The organism is Aequorivita vladivostokensis (assembly GCF_000952855.1).
In the GTDB taxonomy this organism is placed as follows: domain Bacteria; phylum Bacteroidota; class Bacteroidia; order Flavobacteriales; family Flavobacteriaceae; genus Aequorivita; species Aequorivita vladivostokensis.
This window is the reverse complement of sequence record NZ_JSVU01000012.1, coordinates 1-17,501: the sequence shown is the minus strand read 5'-3', so window position 1 is coordinate 17,501 and position 17,501 is coordinate 1. Positions and strand designations below refer to the sequence as shown.

The window sequence follows — 17,501 nt, the reverse complement described above, 5'->3', positions numbered from 1 at the left end:
ACCGAATTCTATCTCGAGCCTGGACTCTATTTTTATATCGGTTCGCAAAAATACATATTAAATGAGTTTTGCCGCCATTTCAGTTAAAAAGAAATGCGTTACTTTGTAACCAATGACGATTTTAAAATTTCAAATGAAAAAAATTCTAATTTTTCTTATTGGTTGCTCTTTATTTCAAAGTTGTGATGATGGCGATATCATTATAACCACCTTCAACTTTGAGGACGCTGAACTAAAATCCTGTGGACAATTGGGAAATTTTGTTTTTTACAAAATCAATCCAGATGCACAGGAAAGTTTATCCTTAAAGTTGGGAATTTCAGACAGTCTCTATAATGAAGAGGGTACAAAACCATATACTTTGGACGGTACCAATAATTTTGTGAACTACCGAACCTATAATGGCGAATTGGACGCGAGTTACTTTTGCAGCAGTGTTCCCCCTACGGCGCCCATTGTGACCGTAGATTACTTGGCAGCCTCGGGTACTGCTGAATTTACTACAACTTACATTTATGACGACAACGACGGGGTTCCTGCCGAAGATGAATTGGACGGCGATACAGATGGCGACGGAATTCCCAATATGTATGATGAGGATGATGACGGCGATAACGTGCCTACCGCATTGGAACTGGACATCCTAAATCTGGATGGCGATAACAATCCACTTACCAACGCGCTGGACACTGACAACGACGGAACGCCGGATTATCTGGACGTTGATGATGATGGGGACGAGGTATTCACCCGCTACGAAGACGCAAATATGGATTTGAACCCGCGAAACGATGTATCAGACCCCAACGTAGGAGCGAACTATTTAAACAATGATGTGGCCGACACCTACCTTGTGAATGAATATTATTTGCACGAATATACCATTACAAAAGATGTGAAAATAGTATTGAAAGACCTGGTTTTAATTAGTGGTGAAGAAGAGATTATCCAAGAATCACTTACAATGGGCACTATACTTAATGTGGAGGAAATAGAAAAAAGCATTAAACCGTCGTTTCCTTCTGAAACAAAATCCAACAAGGAATAAATTTCAGAATAACATAATTTCTACCCCCTAAAATTTATTGAAACTGGGAAACTAAGCAGTATATATTCTATTTGGCATTCTGAAAAATATAAACCTCAGTAGCTCCGCGACCATATTTTTGATAGTCGGCATCATAGAATTTTACATTATCATAGCGATTGAATAGAAATTCGAGTTCCGTTCGGAGCACGCCCTCGCCTACGCCATGAATGAAAACAACTTTTTGGATACGTTTTGATATAGCAAAATCCAATTGTCTTTTGGCGGCGTCCAACTGTATGGTAAGCATTTCATAATTATTTAGTCCACGCGTTTTTGGCACGAGTTGATTGATGTGCAAATCTACTTCCATAGGCGGTAAATTGCGCTCCTTCGGTTTAATACGTTTGGTTTTTCCAGGTTTTTTATGGCTCTTTTCTGCAATTACTTCGGAAATATCCATACTTGTTAAAGCTTTTTTGGAAAGAGATCCATCCAAAACGATTAATTCCTTTTCCAGAAAATCCAATTCAAACCCATCTGTAGTCAATATAGTCACCTCTGCACCTTTTATAGCCGTAACCACTCCGGAGATTGCGTCATCCAAAACCGCTACTTTATCACCAATTATCATTTTACAAGCATTTAATTGTTATAGGATTTTTCACTCAGAAAATGCGAGAACTTACCCGCTTAATGGTCTCAAAACGAAAAATTTATGTATTTTATGGCAATGTGCGCCATATATTGAATATAATTTTTAAATTTAAACCGTCAAAAAAAGCTTTGTCACCCCCATAGCAAAGCTTTTAAAACCGTAAAAATATGAAAAACCTACTACTCTTTTCAACTTTACTTCTATCAACTACTGGCGTTTTTGCGCAGCTAACTGTCAAACCTACTTCGGGAGGTGCAGATTCATATATCTATGTTAACGACGAAGTGGTTTTTGTAACCCAAGAGATTAACCTTACTAGGAATATTAGTGGCCCTGCCAATACTGAGGCAAGTATCTATCTCCGAAATAATGGCCAGTTAATACAGGGCGGAACCACATCTACCAATAGTGGAGATGGACAACTTTCCGTTCAACAAAATACGCCGGAAACAAATGCGTGGGCGTACTACTACTGGTGTTCGCCTGTTACTCATCCAGCGGTTGCGGCTGGGAATCGAAATTTTGGAGTTCAACATTTATACGAACCCTTGCCAGCTTTTGGCGTAACGGCAGCCCAACCAGCGCTAACCACCACAGGGCGTGATGGAACAATAATCCCTAGAATGACAATTTCTACTAGATGGTTGTATACTCACATGAACCCGGGAACCGAAGCAGAAGGAAACTACCAAAGAATGAACAGCAACAACGCTGCGCCAGCAGGATATGGCTTTACGATGAAAGGTGTGGGACTCGTAACCCCAGGTCACGATCAGACTTATGAATTTAGAGGAAGACCAAATACTGGTACGATTATGATTCCCGTAGCAGATCAATTAATGACCCTCTCTGGAAATCCGTATCCCTCGGCACTGGACTTAAATCAATTGTTTTATGATAGCGGAAATGAAGAATTAGGAGCTCTATGGTTTTACGATGAAGATAGAAACGTTAACAGTCACTATTATTCGCAAAAACCTTATGGTTATGGGGTATGGACTCCAGAAACTTTAGATAATGATGGAAATCTTTCTGACAACTGGCCACAAGGACAATATGTAGCAGCTCCATTCTATTATTATAATGCAGGCGGAGGGCATGGAGGAACTCAACAAGGAACGGGGAATACACTTAATAGAAAAAGGTATGCTCCTATCGGACAAGGGTTTATGTTTGTCGGAAACAGTAATGCTGGAGATGGTTGGATTAATATAAGAAACAATCAACGATTATTTTATAAAGAAGGTAATCCAGGCTCCGTTTTTCAAAGACCAATAGAAGAGAATGCCGTTTCAGAACATTCGCTAAATGATGGGTCAACATTTTCCACTTCTGACGGAACTGTGCAGCCTGATTATCGTACGCCCATAATGCGTATTTGGTCTATCTTTGATGAAGCTGTAACCCGAGATATGGTGCTTGCTTTCTATGACCAGGCTACTGATGGCTATGACCGCGGTCTTGATGGCCTTAGCGCGCAGGACTTGAAAACCGACGCATATTTCCCCATAGGCGAGGACAGCGATCGTAAACCATATGTAATCAATGGAATTAAATTTGACCGTAACAAGCAGGTGCCAATTGCCTTTAAGATAAAAAACCAGTCCAAATTGGACATTAAGGTTGTAGAGGAAGTAAAAAGACCATATACCAATGCTTACATTTATGACCGGGTTGAAAATACCTATCAGCAAATCAATCGTGGTATGAGTGCCACTTTTAACCTCCCAACTGGTACCTACGACAATCGATTTTTTATCGTTTTCCGGAATCCTAATGTAAAGGGCGACATTTCCCAAACAGTGCTGAATGGAAGACAAATGGTGTTAGATAATGTTTCTTTCTTCCAAAACAACCCACAAAAACAATTGGAAATAAACAATCCTGAAGGGTATGTTATTAAATCTGCTTTAGTTTATGATATGAACGGTAAACTGGTAATCCAGGAGAAAAACTTAGGTGACCAAACTAAATATAGCTTTTACACCGGTAATTTGAGCGACGGCGTTTATTTGGTAAAACTTATGACGGCAGATGATATTGCCATAGACTATAAAGCAATCGTTCACAATAAATAAAATATAACCTTTATGTTCCTAAAGGGCGTTGAAGATTATATGATTCCTTGTATAAACAAGAAAATCTTCGGCGTAGAATGTTTGGGCTGTGGTATGCAACGTGCCACGGCCCTTCTTTTTTCGGGGCACTTTGAGGCAGCCTTTAGAATCTATCCTGCCATTTACACTATCTTCCTATTGTTGGCAGTTGTTCTTGTAAACTTCTTTGTAAAGTTTAAATTTGACTATCAAATAAAGATTGGTCTCATTTTACTGAACGCCATAGTCATGGTGGTGAGTTATTTTATTAAAATGGAGCAATTTATTTAATCGCTGTGTCATTCAGTTTTAAAATTTTTGGGTACATTTAATGCACAACCAAAAAATAAAAAAATTATGGAACAACAAAAACTACCCAACGCAACGCTCATTCTCGTTTTCGGAATAATCTCAATAGTAACTTGTTGCTGCTATGGCCTGGGGCTTATTTTCGGAATTGTGGCCATCGTTATGGCAAATAACGCCACCAAGATTTATATGGCAAATCCCGAACTTTATTCAGGCTATCAAAATGTAAAAACGGGAAAAATCCTTTCTATAATAGGGATCGTTCTCAGCGCTATCTATTTAATCTACGTAATCTATCTTTTCTCTACCTTGGGAATGGACGGCATAATGAATATGAATGAAGAGCTTATGAAGGAATACGGAATGTAAAATCATTGTTTTGCTCTAAAATGAAAAAGCGGCCAAATTCGGCCGCTTTTTTAATTCGATAGTTTTTAAAAACAATTATTCAAATGTTTTTAATGTTTCAATAATAATGGAAAGACAATCTCTCAATTGTTCTTCATTCATCACTAAAGGAGGTGCAAAACGAATAATATTTCCGTGGGTAGGCTTGGCCAGCAGCCCATTGTCGCGAAGCTTTAAACAAATGTTCCATGCGGTATCGCTATCTTCCGAATCGTTTATTACAATTGCGTTTAAAAGTCCCTTGCCGCGAACCAGCTTACAAATGTTGCTGTTTTCAATATACTTGTTCAGTTCGCTCCTGAAAATTTTGCCCAGTCTTTCGGAATTTTCTGCGAGCTTTTCATCTTTAACCACACTCAACGCCGCAATGGCAACCGCAGCGGCCACAGGGTTTCCGCCAAACGTGGAACCGTGGTTTCCGGGCTTTATAACGCCCATAATATCATCATTTGCCAAAACCGCAGAAACCGGATAGGCGCCGCCACTTAACGCTTTTCCTAGGATCAACAGATCAGGCTTTACATTTTCATGGTCGCAGGCCAAAAGCTTTCCGGTACGGGCGATTCCCGTTTGCACTTCGTCCGCAATAAAAAGTACGTTGTGTTTTTCACATAAGGCTTTTGCTTTGCGCAAATAGCCTTCCGAAGGCACATAAACTCCCGCTTCGCCTTGGATAGGCTCCACCAAGAAACCGGCAATGTTCTTATTGCTTTCCAGATGTTTTTCCAATTGCTCCAGATTGTCGTATTCAATTTTTATAAACCCTTTGGTGTAAGGACCAAAATGCTTTCGGGCCACGGGATCGTTGCTAAAGGAAATAATAGTAGTGGTTCTTCCGTGGAAGTTATTCTCACAAACGACTATTTCGGCTTCATTTTCATCGATGCCCTTCTTTTCATACGCCCACTTTCTACAAATTTTTAAAGCGGTTTCCACGGCTTCAGCGCCCGTATTCATGGGTAACAATTTGTCGAAATTGAAAAACTCGCAGGCAAATTTTTCATATTTCCCAAGCATATCGTTATAAAACGCTCGCGAAGTAAGGGTCAATGTTTTTGCCTGTTCGGTCATTGCCCCAATTATTTTCGGGTGGCAATGGCCTTGGTTTACCGCGGAATAGGCCGAAAGAAAGTCGTAATATTTCTTGCCTTCCACATCCCAAACATATACACCCTCTCCCCTGTTCAAAACCACGGGAAGCGGATGGTAATTGTGGGCTCCATACTTGTTTTCTAAATCGATAGCTTTTTGGGAAGCTGTGTGCTCTAAAACTGACATAAGATTGTAATAATTTTGAAGTAAAAAAGTTGCGATTCCTGCTTTTCGGAGCGGAATCCTCCGTGGGCTGCAAATTACTAAATATATCCCACATTTTTTGAAGGCTTAACAGGATTTAAACCTAACAATTGTGCTATTTTTGCGCCTATGGCGAGAAAAAATAAGCGAATAATACTAGAAGACCTTGAAGTGATCGATGCAGGCGCAAAGGGCAAAGCCGTTGCCAAAGCCCCGGACGGAAGGGTAGTTTTTATAGATAATGCCGTGCCTGGCGATGTGGTTACCGTACAAACCTTTAAAAAGAAAAAGGCTTTTTATGAAGGTTCTGCCATTTCGTTTTCAAAATATTCCGAGAAAAGAGTCGAGCCCGTTTGTCCGCATTTTGGAACTTGTGGCGGCTGCAAGTGGCAGGACATGGGCTATGAGCATCAGCTCTTCTTTAAACAAAAGGAAATCGAGCAAAACCTGAAACGCATAGGCAAGGTTGAATTACCCGATATTCAGCCTATTCTGGGTTCCGAAAAACAATACTTTTATCGCAATAAGATGGAATTCTCCTTCAGCGATAACAAATGGCTAACGCTGGAGCAGATAAAGAGCGACAAAATAATAGAGAATCGGAATGCCCTTGGGTTCCACATTCCCGGTATGTGGGACAAGATTTTGGATCTAGAAATTTGTTACCTACAAGCCGACCCGAGCAATGCCATTCGTGATTTTGTAAAAGCGAAAGCGGAGGAATTGAATTTAACTTTTTTCAACACGAGAAAGCAGGAAGGTTTTTTAAGGACCTTAATGATCCGCACTTCTTCCACCGGAGAAATTATGGTGTTGCTTCAGTTTTTTCACGAAGATGAAGAAAATAGAAATATGCTGTTAAATGCCATTGTCGAGGCATTTCCGCAGATTACTTCACTTTTATACGTAATCAATTCCAAAGGAAACGATACGCTCTACGATCAGGAAATTGAACTTTTCCACGGAAGGGATCATATTTTTGAGGAAATGGAAGGTTTGAAGTTTAAGATAAATGCCAAATCCTTTTACCAAACCAACAGTGAGCAAGCCTACGAACTTTACAAAATAACCCGTGATTTTGCGGGACTTACAGGCAACGAATTGATTTATGATCTTTACACGGGAACGGGAACCATTGCCCAATTTGTAGCTAAAAAAGCGAAAAAGGTAATTGGCGTTGAAGCCGTGCCGGACGCGATTTCCGCAGCAAAGGAAAACGCGAAATTGAACAATATTGAAAACGTGGAATTCTATGTAGGAGATATGAAAAAAGTCTTCAATCAAGAATTTATATCGGCACACGGCAGACCAGATGTTGTTATCACAGATCCTCCGCGGGACGGCATGCACGGAGATGTTGTAGCCCAACTTTTGAATCTTGGTGCTGATAAAATTGTGTACGTAAGTTGCAACAGCGCAACCCAAGCCCGCGATTTGGCACTTTTAGATGCGAAATATAAAGTGACCAAGGTGCAGCCCGTAGATATGTTTCCGCAGACGCACCACGTGGAAAATGTTGTACTTTTGGAAAAACGCTGATTTCTTCCAAAAAAACGAAAATCAAAAAATGATTAGAAAAATAAGTATAGCAATACTGATAGTCTTCGCCTTTAAGGGTTGTACCAAAGATGATATTTGCCCGCCCGATACCGCAACCACGGCAAATTTGGTAATTGCATTTAACGATATTTCAAATCCCACCAATACCAAAAACGTTACGGTATTGAGCGTTTTGACAGATAATATTGATTCCACGGCGGTAGTTTCGTTTGAAAACACCAATGAAATTGCCATTCCGCTTAATTCGGCTTCCGATACTACCAAATATCTTTTCAAGCGAAGTATTATCTCAAGTACAGATACCATCAACAACATCGATAAATTGACCTTTGTTTACCAGAGAAAGGAAGATTACGTAAACCGTGCCTGTGGCTTTAAGGTTGAATATTTTAATTTGGAAGCAAGCCTTGAAAACGAAGGAGCAGAAAACTGGATTCAGGAAATTATAGTAAAAAGAGATACCGTAAATGATGAAAATAGCGCCCATATTACTGTGCTGCATTAGTCTTTTGTGCGGCACGCAAAAATTTGTGGCGCAGGAAAATACCAAGACCGATACCGTTCCAAAAATTGAGAAATTTGGATTGCGGGTTGGTGTTGATTTGGCCAAGCCTTTACGAACGTTGATTGAAGACGGCTATTCCGGATTTGAAGTGATGGGCGATTTCCGGGTTGCCAAAAAGTTTTACGCCGCCGTGGAATTGGGCAATGAAAAAAAGAACTGGAATGAACCTTATATTTCCGCAAAGACCAGCGGCAGCTATGCCAAAATTGGTTTTGATTACAATGCCTATGATAACTGGCTCGGTATGGAAAACGCCATCACGCTGGGTTTACGTTATGGTTTTTCAACCTTTAAACAGGAATTGCTCAGTTATAGAATTTACACAGACAATCCCGCCTTTCCAACAGAAACCATTTTTGCACCCCAGGAATACAGCGGCCTGAACGCCCATTGGGCCGAATTTATCTTGGGAATAAAAACTGAAATCCTGAACAATCTTTATTTGTCAATAAACGTGCAGCTAAAAAGGAAGATTTCAGAAACCGAACCCGAGAACTTCGCAAACCTTTACATTCCCGGTTTCAACAGAACCTATGATTATAGTGAGTTTGGTGTTGGGTATGGGTATTCCATTTCTTATTTGATTCCTATATTTAAGAAAACAGCCCCACAGCTCTCAAAGGTGGAGTAATTTCTTCCAACTGAAAACCGCAATTGAAAACTGCAACTGAAAACTGCGACTGAAAACCGCGACTGAATACTGTTCTACTGCTTACTCGCTTTTCTACTCCCCTCATACATTTCGTACCGCACCAGTTTAGACTCCAGCTTTCCGTTGAAGAGTTTTATCTTCTTTGAAGGACGAAGACCTACAAATTTCAAGGCTTCCATATTTGAAGTAATCATCCACGCCTGCGTTCCCGGATAACCGCGCTTCAAGGTATTTCCGATGGCGCTGTAAAATTCTTCCACGTCCTTCACCGAGATTCGCTCGTCATACGGAGGATTAAAAACGATATACAAGGGTTTTTCATTTTGCTTTTCACTTTCAAAGAAATCCTGTTGTTTCACTTCAATAAAATCCTGCAAATTGGCACTTTTAATGTTTTCCTTAGCCTTATGTATTGCTGCCGGGTCGGTATCAAAACCATAGATTTTATGCGGAAAGTCGCGAACTTTTTTCAGGGCCGCCTCTTCAATCTTTTCATAAAGGTCAACATCAAAGTCAGGCCAGGTTTCAAAACCAAATTCCTCACGGTTCAGGTTCGGCGGGATATTGCAGGCTATCATTGCTGCCTCCGTTAGAAGGGTTCCTCCGCCGCACATCGGATCCAGAAAATCACATTGCCCCTGCCAGCCCGCAAGCATTAGCATTCCTGCCGCAAGTACTTCATTTATGGGGGCAAGGGTGCTTTCCACCTTATAACCCCGTTTGTGCAACGATTCCCCAGAACTATCCAAGGAAACTGTACAAATGTTTCTGTCAATATGGATATTTATCCGAAGCGTAGGATGGTCCAAATCTACATCGGGCCGCTCCCCTTCCCTATCGCGAAACCTGTCCACAATTGCATCTTTCGTTTTAAGAGCAATGTACTGTGAATGCGTGAACACATCAGAAAAGACGGTAGCATTAACGGCCAGCGTACCTTTTACGTCCATATAATTTTCCCAGGGCATTTCATAAATTTTCTTATAAAGATCTTCTTCAGTAAAAATATTGAAAGCGGTAATGGGCTTAAGTATTTTGATAGCCGTCCGGCAGCAGAGATTGGCCTTGTACATAAATCCCGTATCGCCTTCAAAGGAAACATTTCGGGTACCTATTTCAATAGCCGAGGCGCCCAATTGTCGAAGTTCTTGCGCAAGCAGTTCTTCCATCCCAAAAAGGGTTTTCGCTACCATTTTAAAATTCTTTGTCATAAGTGATGCCCGCAAAGGCAGGTAATTTTTGATTAATTGTCTATTTTGATGAAATTAAAAAACTTCAGTTTAATAAGGCCACAAAAATACAGTATTTTAGCAGGGCGAAACGAGAACTATGCAAAAAGAAAAAGACAATTGGTACGCTTCGTGGTTCAACACCCCTTATTACCACATTCTTTACAAGGATCGAAACCACCGGGAAGCGGCACTTTTTATGAATCAGCTTACCGCATTTTTAAATCTGAAACCGAAGGATTCCATATTGGATTTGGCCTGTGGCCGCGGACGCCACTCCAAATATCTTTACAAACAGGGCTTTGACGTTACTGGCGTAGATCTTTCCGAGGAAAGTATTCAATATGCAAAACAATACGAAAAGCCAGGGCTTCATTTTGAGGTCCACGATATGTGTTTGCCCTATCCAAAACAGTTTGACGCAGTCTTCAATCTTTTTACCAGTTTTGGCTATTTCGAAAATGAAGAAGACAACCTGCGCACCATAAAGGCAATCAAAGCTGAACTAAAACCTGAGGGCCACGGTGTGATAGATTTTCTAAATGTTGAGCTCGCAATCAAAAACATGATTCCCTCAGAAAGGAAAAAGATAGGCAATATCGTTTTTCGCCTTGAAAAATATGTGGAAGATGGATACATCATCAAAAACATCCGTTTTAAGGAGGAAGGTGAGGACTACTTTTTCACGGAAAGGGTAAAAGCCCTTACTTTGGAAGATTTCAACGCATATTTTGAAGCAGCAGAAGTTGAACTAAAACATACGTTCGGCGATTATCAGTTAAACCGATTTGATAAAAATAATTCCGAACGCCTTATATTAATTTTCAAGTGATGAATTATTTATTGCTCTTTTTGGCAGTGGCAATAGGCTATTTTGTGGCGTTGTTCTTAAAGAAAAAAGAATTGCGCAATATGGAAGTCTTTTTGGCATTCAGCGGCGCTTTCCTGCTCTCCATTACCGTTTTTGAACTACTTCCCCACGTTTTTGAAACCCCTTCAAAAAGTATTGGCGTTTATATAATGTTGGGTATTTTGCTTCAAATATTTTTGGAATTCTTTTCAAAGGGAGCAGAACACGGGCACGTACATTTGCATGCCCAGCACAAGCATTTTCCGTGGATTCTCTTTTTAAGTTTGGGTATCCATGCGTTTTTGGAAGGTTTTCCCATTTCAGAAGAAAACAATCTGTTGTTGGCCATTATCATCCATAAAATACCCGTGGCCATTATTCTCTCTTTCTTTTTTATAACGGCAGGTTATAAGAGGACTACTACCCTGCTCTTTCTGTTTTTCTTTGCGCTACTCACACCCTTGGGAAGTTATCTCGCCTCCAATTATGAAGGAATCCATAGGTACGAAACCCAACTCACAGCAGTGGTAATCGGTATTTTTCTGCACGTTTCCACGACTATTCTTTTTGAAAGTTCCAAAAATCATAAGTTTCAATTGTCTAAAATGACCGCAGTAATTATTGGAATTGTAGTTGCTTATCTTTTATGATTTGCATTGAATGCATATTAAGGGATCTCTCACTTTAAAAATGAATTCCCAATTATCAGACAGATCTAAGGTTTAGGAAAGATGGCCAATATTCCAGATATGTTATGGCAGTTTATACATCCACTTCTGAAAAATTCTCTTTACAGATCACCCTTACTGCGCTATGGATTCAAGAAATTATTGGAGCTTAAGCCAAAAATATACACTATAAATTGATTGGGTATTTTAGAGAACCACTTTTGCGAGATAAGTGACAGAAAGGATATTAAAGATGCCGATAATATTTAGAAGATATTCGTCATCTATACACACCAGCTTGTATAAGAATCCATTCTTTTTCATTTTGTCCCAAAAAAAAGACCAAATCACAAGATTTAGTAAGGCGTCTTTAGAGGTAAAAACGGCAGTGGGAGAGAATTCAATCTATCCCAAAAAAAAAGACCCGATCGCAAGATCGGGTCTTTAAAGGAAGGCGGCGACCTACTCTCCCACAGGATTGCAGTACCATCGGCGCAAACGGGCTTAACTTCTCTGTTCGGAATGGTAAGAGGTGAGCCCCGTCGCTATAACCACCTTAATTTTTCAATTCCCGCGAAGGCGGGAATCTCTGTTGAGTATCCGTAGCCTAAGCTGGGAAAAGATCCCCGCACCCGCGGGGATTAATATCGTGACATAAGGGAAACAAAGTATAGGGGAAAAGCGGACTTCCCTAAAAAAAGAGTTGCGCTCCCGCCCTTGCGGGCGGGAAGGCGGCGTACATAAGCTTACGGGCTATTAGTACCGCTCGGCTACGGACATTGCTGCCCCTGCACCTACGGCCTATCAACGTGGTAGTCTCCCACGGCCCTTTAAAGAAATCTCATCTTGTGGTGGGTTTCGCGCTTATATGCTTTCAGCGCTTATCCCTTCCCGACGTAGCTACCCAGCGGTGCCCCTGGCGGGACAACTGGTGCACCAGCGGTCGGTCCAATCCGGTCCTCTCGTACTAGGATCAGATCCACTCAAATTTCTTGCGCCCACTGTAGATAGAGACCGAACTGTCTCACGACGTTCTGAACCCAGCTCGCGTGCCACTTTAATGGGCGAACAGCCCAACCCTTGGGACCTTCTCCAGCCCCAGGATGTGACGAGCCGACATCGAGGTGCCAAACCCCCCCGTCGATGTGAGCTCTTGGGGGAGATCAGCCTGTTATCCCCGGCGTACCTTTTATCCTTTGAGCGATGGCCCTTCCATGCGGAACCACCGGATCACTATGCTCTACTTTCGTACCTGATCGACTTGTAGGTCTCTCAGTCAAGCTCCCTTATGCCATTGCACTCTACACACGATTGCCAACCGTATTGAGGGAACCTTTAGAAGCCTCCGTTACTCTTTTGGAGGCGACCACCCCAGTCAAACTACCCACCAAGCACTGTCCCCTTTTGTGAAGGGTTAGACTCTAGACAAGCAAAGGGTGGTATTTCAACAATGACTCCACCACGCCTGGCGACGCGGCTTCAAAGTCTCCCACCTATCCTACACATTACTTGTCCAAAACCAATACTAAGCTATAGTAAAGGTGCACGGGGTCTTTTCGTCCCACAGCGGGTAATCGGCATCTTCACCGATACTACAATTTCACCGAGCTCATGGCTGAGACAGTGTCCAGATCGTTACACCATTCGTGCAGGTCGGAACTTACCCGACAAGGAATTTCGCTACCTTAGGACCGTTATAGTTACGGCCGCCGTTTACTGGGGCTTCAATTCAATGCTTCTCCGCCGAGGCGGATGACATCTCCTCTTAACCTTCCAGCACCGGGCAGGTGTCAGGCCCTATACTTCATCTTTCGATTTTGCAGAGCCCTGTGTTTTTGATAAACAGTCGCCTGGACTCTTTCACTGCGGCCCCCCCGGAGGGGGGCGACGCTTCTCCCGAAGTTACGCGTCCATTTTGCCTAGTTCCTTAGCCATGAATCTCTCGAGCTCCTTAGAATTCTCATCCCAACCACCTGTGTCGGTTTAGGGTACGGGCTGCCTCGCTCGCTTTTCTTGGAAGTCGCTACTCTGGATTATCACCTTGGCCGGAGCCTCAGTGTACTATCGCCGTGTTGCCACTGGCTTCAACGCACTATTCCGTCAGTGCGCACCAAATTTACGCCTCCGTCGCTTTTGGCGCGGGCAGGTACGGGAATATTAACCCGTTGTCCATCCACTACCCCTTTCGGGTTCGCGTTAGGTCCCGACTAACCCCCAGCTGATTAGCATAGCTGGGGAAACCTTAGTCTTTCGGAGTGCGGGTTTCTCGCCCGCATTATCGTTACTTATGCCTACATTTTCTTTTCTGTACGCTCCAGCATACCTCGCGGTACACCTTCGACGCAAACAGAATGCTCCCCTACCACTTGAATAAATTCAAGTCCATAGCTTCGGTAGATAGTTTATGCCCGATTATTATCCATGCCGGACCGCTCGACTAGTGAGCTGTTACGCACTCTTTAAATGAATGGCTGCTTCCAAGCCAACATCCTAGCTGTCTGTGCAGTCCAACCTCGTTTTTTCAACTTAACTATCATTTGGGGACCTTAGCTGATGGTCTGGGTTCTTTCCCTCTCGGACATGGACCTTAGCACCCATGCCCTCACTGCTGACCAACATTTTATAGCATTCGGAGTTTGTCAGGAATTGGTAGGCGGTGAAGCCCCCGCATCCAATCAGTAGCTCTACCTCTATAAAACTATATGTCAACGCTGCACCTAAATGCATTTCGGGGAGTACGAGCTATTTCCGAGTTTGATTGGCCTTTCACCCCTACCCTCAGGTCATCCCAAGACTTTTCAACGTCAACGGGTTCGGCCCTCCATTTGGTGTTACCCAAACTTCAGCCTGCCCAAGGGTAGATCACACGGTTTCGCGTCTACTACTACCAACTATGGCGCCCTATTCAGACTCGCTTTCGCTGCGGCTCCGGTCCTAAGGACCTTAACCTCGCTGGCAACAGTAACTCGTAGGCTCATTATGCAAAAGGCACGCCGTCACCAGTAAACTGGCTCCGACCGCTTGTAGGCGTATGGTTTCAGGTTCTATTTCACTCCGTTGTTCACGGTTCTTTTCACCTTTCCCTCACGGTACTGGTTCACTATCGGTCTCTCAGGAGTATTTAGCCTTGGCGGATGGTCCCGCCGGATTCATACAGGGTTTCACGTGCCCCGCACTACTCAGGATACCACTATCGGTAACTGTCTTTACTAATACCGGGCTATCACCGTCTATGGCCACGCTTTCCAACGTGTTCTTATTCATAAAGCACCAAATATCGTGGTCCTACAACCCCGCACAGTCCGTGAACTGTACGGTTTGGGCTAATCCGATTTCGCTCGCCGCTACTATCGGAATCACTATTGTTTTCTCTTCCTCCGGGTACTTAGATGTTTCAGTTCCCCGGGTTTGCCCCGCTTGCGCGGTAGTACATCTTCAATGTACTGGGTTGCCCCATTCGGATACCTGCGGATCAACTTGTATGTGCCAATCCCCGCAGCTTTTCGCAGCTTATCACGTCCTTCTTCGCCTCTGAGAGCCTAGGCATTCCCCATACGCCCTTATTTTGCTTATTGTACTTTTTGCTCTTTTAATGAGTTGTTCAAAATTTAAGTAAACAGTGTCCAGTGCCAGTAGGCAGCAAAACTGCGAACTGTATACTGAGACTGCAAACTTCTTTAATTATTACTTTTCTCGTATTCTTTGTTTCCAATATGTCAATGAACTGTCCGGATCCCCGCACCCCCCAGGCCCGGATAACGGGCAGCTAATGGAGGACGACGGTTGTTGTCCCTGGTGGAGAATATCGGAGTCGAACCGATGACCTCCTGCGTGCAAGGCAGGCGCTCTAGCCAGCTGAGCTAATCCCCCATTTGTTTCAGTTGCCAGTTATCAGTTAACAGTTATCAGTTAATTGATGACTTATACGTCAACTTGGGATACCCAACTTCTAAAATTTCCTTTCAATATGTGTTTATGAACTTATATTCCCGAAGAAATATTTTTTTCAAACTTTGATTTCGCCCCGATAGCTATCGGGATCTGCATCGATTTCGATCGTAGTCCCAGGCAGACTCGAACTGCCGACCTCTACATTATCAGTGTAGCGCTCTAACCAGCTGAGCTATGGGACTCTGTAATTGGCCCCAATGTTCAGTGTTCAGCATTCAGTTTTGATGTACTGAGACTTAACCTGTTGACCATAGTATTATAAAATTGACAGCTAAACCAAGCAAGACCCCTTCTTTTTTCATACTAAGAGCCTTCTCTTGTTGAATTTCGGTCGTCTTTCTCTAGAAAGGAGGTGTTCCAGCCGCACCTTCCGGTACGGCTACCTTGTTACGACTTAGCCCCAGTTACCAGCTTCACCCTAGGCCGCTCCTCGCGGTGACGGACTTCAGGTGCTTCCAGCTTCCATGGCTTGACGGGCGGTGTGTACAAGGCCCGGGAACGTATTCACCGGATCATGGCTGATATCCGATTACTAGCGATTCCAGCTTCACGGGGTCGAGTTGCAGACCCCGATCCGAACTGAGACAGGTTTTGTGGATTCGCTCCGCCTTGCGGCGTGGCTGCCCATTGTACCTGCCATTGTAGCACGTGTGTGGCCCAGGACGTAAGGGCCGTGATGATTTGACGTCATCCCCACCTTCCTCACGGTTTGCACCGGCAGTCTCGTTAGAGTTCCCATCTTTACATGCTGGCAACTAACGACAGGGGTTGCGCTCGTTATAGGACTTAACCTGACACCTCACGGCACGAGCTGACGACAACCATGCAGCACCTTGCAGTCTGTCCGAAGAAGGGGGTGTTTCCACCCCTGTCAGACTACATTTAAGCCCTGGTAAGGTTCCTCGCGTATCATCGAATTAAACCACATGCTCCACCGCTTGTGCGGGCCCCCGTCAATTCCTTTGAGTTTCATTCTTGCGAACGTACTCCCCAGGTGGGATACTTATCACTTTCGCTTGGCCACCCAGCCTACCAATGCAGGCCGGACAGCTAGTATCCATCGTTTACGGCGTGGACTACCAGGGTATCTAATCCTGTTCGCTCCCCACGCTTTCGTCCATCAGCGTCAATATAGTGTTAGTGACCTGCCTTCGCAATCGGTATTCTATGTAATATCTAAGCATTTCACCGCTACACTACATATTCTAGCCACTTCACACTAATTCAAGGCGACCAGTATCAATGGCAATTTCACGGTTGAGCCGCGAGATTTCACCACTGACTTAGACGCCCGCCTACGGACCCTTTAAACCCAATGATTCCGGATAACGCTCGGACCCTCCGTATTACCGCGGCTGCTGGCACGGAGTTAGCCGGTCCTTATTCGTACGGTACCGTCAAGCCCCCACACGTGGGGGTGTTTCTTCCCGTAAAAAAGCAGTTTACAACCCATAGGGCAGTCTTCCTGCACGCGGCATGGCTGGATCAGGCTCCCGCCCATTGTCCAATATTCCTCACTGCTGCCTCCCGTAGGAGTCTGGTCCGTGTCTCAGTACCAGTGTGGGGGATCCCCCTCTCAGGGCCCCTACCCATCGTAGCCTTGGTATGCCGTTACCATACCAACTAGCTAATGGGACGCATGCCCATCTATTGCCGATAAATCTTTACCATATCTCAAATGCTCTCAATATGGACTATGGGGCATTAATCCAAGTTTCCCTGGGCTATTCCCCTGCAATAGGTAGGTTGCATACGCGTTACGCACCCGTGCGCCGGTCTCAAGGGTGCAAGCACCCTCTACCCCTCGACTTGCATGTGTTAGGCCTGCCGCTAGCGTTCATCCTGAGCCAGGATCAAACTCTTCATCGTATAATCTTCAATAATATTGCGACCATACACCAAAAGAGCCCGACTCTCAAAAAAATTCAGGAATTCTCACTTAGTTTAGTTTTCTCTGTCGGTCGACCACCTCTCCAGGTGGCGACCTACGCTGTCAATTTCAATATCTCAATGAACTTTTTGTCTCTCTTTTGCTCGCCGACAGATCGTGTTCTGTAGTCACTCATTGTCTAAGCGGGTGCAAATGTACAACTCTTTTTTAATCCCGCAATACTTTTTTAAAAAAATATTTCAAAAATTTTTAAGAGCGTCGCTTTTGCCTTTCCGGACTTCTCTATCTGTCCTGCTAAGCGGGTGCAAATATAGACCGCTTTTTCGTTCCCGCAAATTAAA

12 protein-coding genes, 2 tRNA genes and 3 rRNA genes are annotated in these 17,501 nt (G+C 43.6%); 9 read left to right on the top strand and 8 right to left on the bottom strand.

Annotation, left to right across the window (positions count from 1 at the left end):
* Positions 1 to 133: 133 nt before the first annotated feature.
* Positions 134 to 1,048 (top strand): hypothetical protein, encoded by a 915-nt coding sequence (locus tag MB09_RS14295; protein ID WP_045081648.1) that lies wholly within the window; start codon positions 134 to 136, stop codon positions 1,046 to 1,048.
* A gap of 67 nt (positions 1,049 to 1,115) precedes the next feature.
* Here the strand turns inward: MB09_RS14295 and MB09_RS14290 are convergent, their stop codons facing one another.
* On the bottom strand, positions 1,116 to 1,661 hold the full coding sequence (locus tag MB09_RS14290) for a Smr/MutS family protein (protein WP_045081602.1): 546 nt from the start codon (positions 1,659 to 1,661) through the stop codon (positions 1,116 to 1,118).
* Between the two features lie 191 nt (positions 1,662 to 1,852).
* On the opposite strand from MB09_RS14290, the gene MB09_RS14285 reads away from it, so the two are divergent.
* The 3 genes from MB09_RS14285 to MB09_RS14275 all read left to right on the top strand — a co-directional run bounded on the left by MB09_RS14285 (position 1,853) and on the right by MB09_RS14275 (position 4,459).
* Entirely contained in the window at positions 1,853 to 3,763 is a 1,911-nt protein-coding gene (locus MB09_RS14285) for a T9SS type A sorting domain-containing protein (protein ID WP_045081601.1), read from the top strand.
* 12 nt (positions 3,764 to 3,775) lie between these two features.
* The gene (locus MB09_RS14280; RefSeq protein ID WP_240484848.1) at positions 3,776 to 4,072 is read left to right on the top strand and encodes a DUF2752 domain-containing protein; all 297 of its coding nucleotides are present in this window, start codon (positions 3,776 to 3,778) and stop codon (positions 4,070 to 4,072) included.
* Between the two features lie 66 nt (positions 4,073 to 4,138).
* Complete coding sequence (locus MB09_RS14275; RefSeq protein ID WP_045081646.1) at positions 4,139 to 4,459, top strand: CCC motif membrane protein; 321 nt, start codon at positions 4,139 to 4,141, stop codon at positions 4,457 to 4,459.
* A gap of 75 nt (positions 4,460 to 4,534) precedes the next feature.
* Here the strand turns inward: MB09_RS14275 and rocD are convergent, their stop codons facing one another.
* Positions 4,535 to 5,776, bottom strand: a complete 1,242-nt coding sequence (gene rocD / locus MB09_RS14270) for an ornithine--oxo-acid transaminase (RefSeq protein WP_045081600.1) — start codon at positions 5,774 to 5,776, stop codon at positions 4,535 to 4,537.
* Between the two features lie 147 nt (positions 5,777 to 5,923).
* Between rocD and rlmD the strand changes: the two genes are divergently transcribed.
* The 3 genes from rlmD to MB09_RS14255 are packed head-to-tail and all read left to right on the top strand — an operon-like array spanning position 5,924 to position 8,550.
* Positions 5,924 to 7,333, top strand: coding sequence for a 23S rRNA (uracil(1939)-C(5))-methyltransferase RlmD (gene rlmD / locus MB09_RS14265; protein WP_045081599.1), 1,410 nt, complete (start codon positions 5,924 to 5,926; stop codon positions 7,331 to 7,333).
* A 28-nt stretch (positions 7,334 to 7,361) separates the two neighbouring features.
* Complete coding sequence (locus tag MB09_RS14260) at positions 7,362 to 7,859, top strand: DUF6452 family protein (RefSeq protein WP_131459934.1); 498 nt, start codon at positions 7,362 to 7,364, stop codon at positions 7,857 to 7,859.
* On the top strand, positions 7,822 to 8,550 hold the full coding sequence (locus MB09_RS14255; protein WP_240484847.1) for a DUF6048 family protein: 729 nt from the start codon (positions 7,822 to 7,824) through the stop codon (positions 8,548 to 8,550). Before MB09_RS14260 ends, MB09_RS14255 begins: the two co-directional genes overlap by 38 nt.
* A gap of 74 nt (positions 8,551 to 8,624) precedes the next feature.
* Here MB09_RS14255 and MB09_RS14250 read toward each other — a convergent pair whose 3' ends face one another.
* A complete protein-coding gene (locus tag MB09_RS14250; protein WP_045081597.1) occupies positions 8,625 to 9,782 on the bottom strand; it encodes a THUMP domain-containing class I SAM-dependent RNA methyltransferase in 1,158 nt (385 codons plus the stop codon).
* 118 nt (positions 9,783 to 9,900) lie between these two features.
* On the opposite strand from MB09_RS14250, the gene MB09_RS14245 reads away from it, so the two are divergent.
* The gene (locus MB09_RS14245; RefSeq protein ID WP_045081596.1) at positions 9,901 to 10,632 is read left to right on the top strand and encodes a class I SAM-dependent methyltransferase; all 732 of its coding nucleotides are present in this window, start codon (positions 9,901 to 9,903) and stop codon (positions 10,630 to 10,632) included.
* On the top strand, positions 10,632 to 11,300 hold the full coding sequence (locus tag MB09_RS14240; RefSeq protein ID WP_045081595.1) for a ZIP family metal transporter: 669 nt from the start codon (positions 10,632 to 10,634) through the stop codon (positions 11,298 to 11,300). The genes MB09_RS14245 and MB09_RS14240 overlap by 1 nt, the downstream gene beginning before the upstream one ends.
* Before the next feature lie 467 nt (positions 11,301 to 11,767).
* Here the strand turns inward: MB09_RS14240 and rrf are convergent.
* The 5 genes from rrf to MB09_RS14215 all read right to left on the bottom strand — a co-directional run bounded on the left by rrf (position 11,768) and on the right by MB09_RS14215 (position 17,138).
* Positions 11,768 to 11,877, bottom strand: a 5S ribosomal RNA gene (gene rrf / locus MB09_RS14235).
* Positions 11,878 to 12,054: 177 nt separating this feature from the next.
* Positions 12,055 to 14,893: ribosomal RNA gene (locus tag MB09_RS14230) — 23S ribosomal RNA — on the bottom strand.
* Between the two features lie 218 nt (positions 14,894 to 15,111).
* Positions 15,112 to 15,188 (bottom strand) — tRNA-Ala (locus MB09_RS14225).
* A gap of 189 nt (positions 15,189 to 15,377) precedes the next feature.
* A tRNA-Ile gene (locus MB09_RS14220) sits at positions 15,378 to 15,451 on the bottom strand.
* A gap of 163 nt (positions 15,452 to 15,614) precedes the next feature.
* Positions 15,615 to 17,138: ribosomal RNA gene (locus MB09_RS14215) — 16S ribosomal RNA — on the bottom strand.
* The 16S, 23S and 5S rRNA genes sit together here with 2 tRNA genes alongside, the layout of an rRNA operon.
* Positions 17,139 to 17,501: the final 363 nt, after the last annotated feature.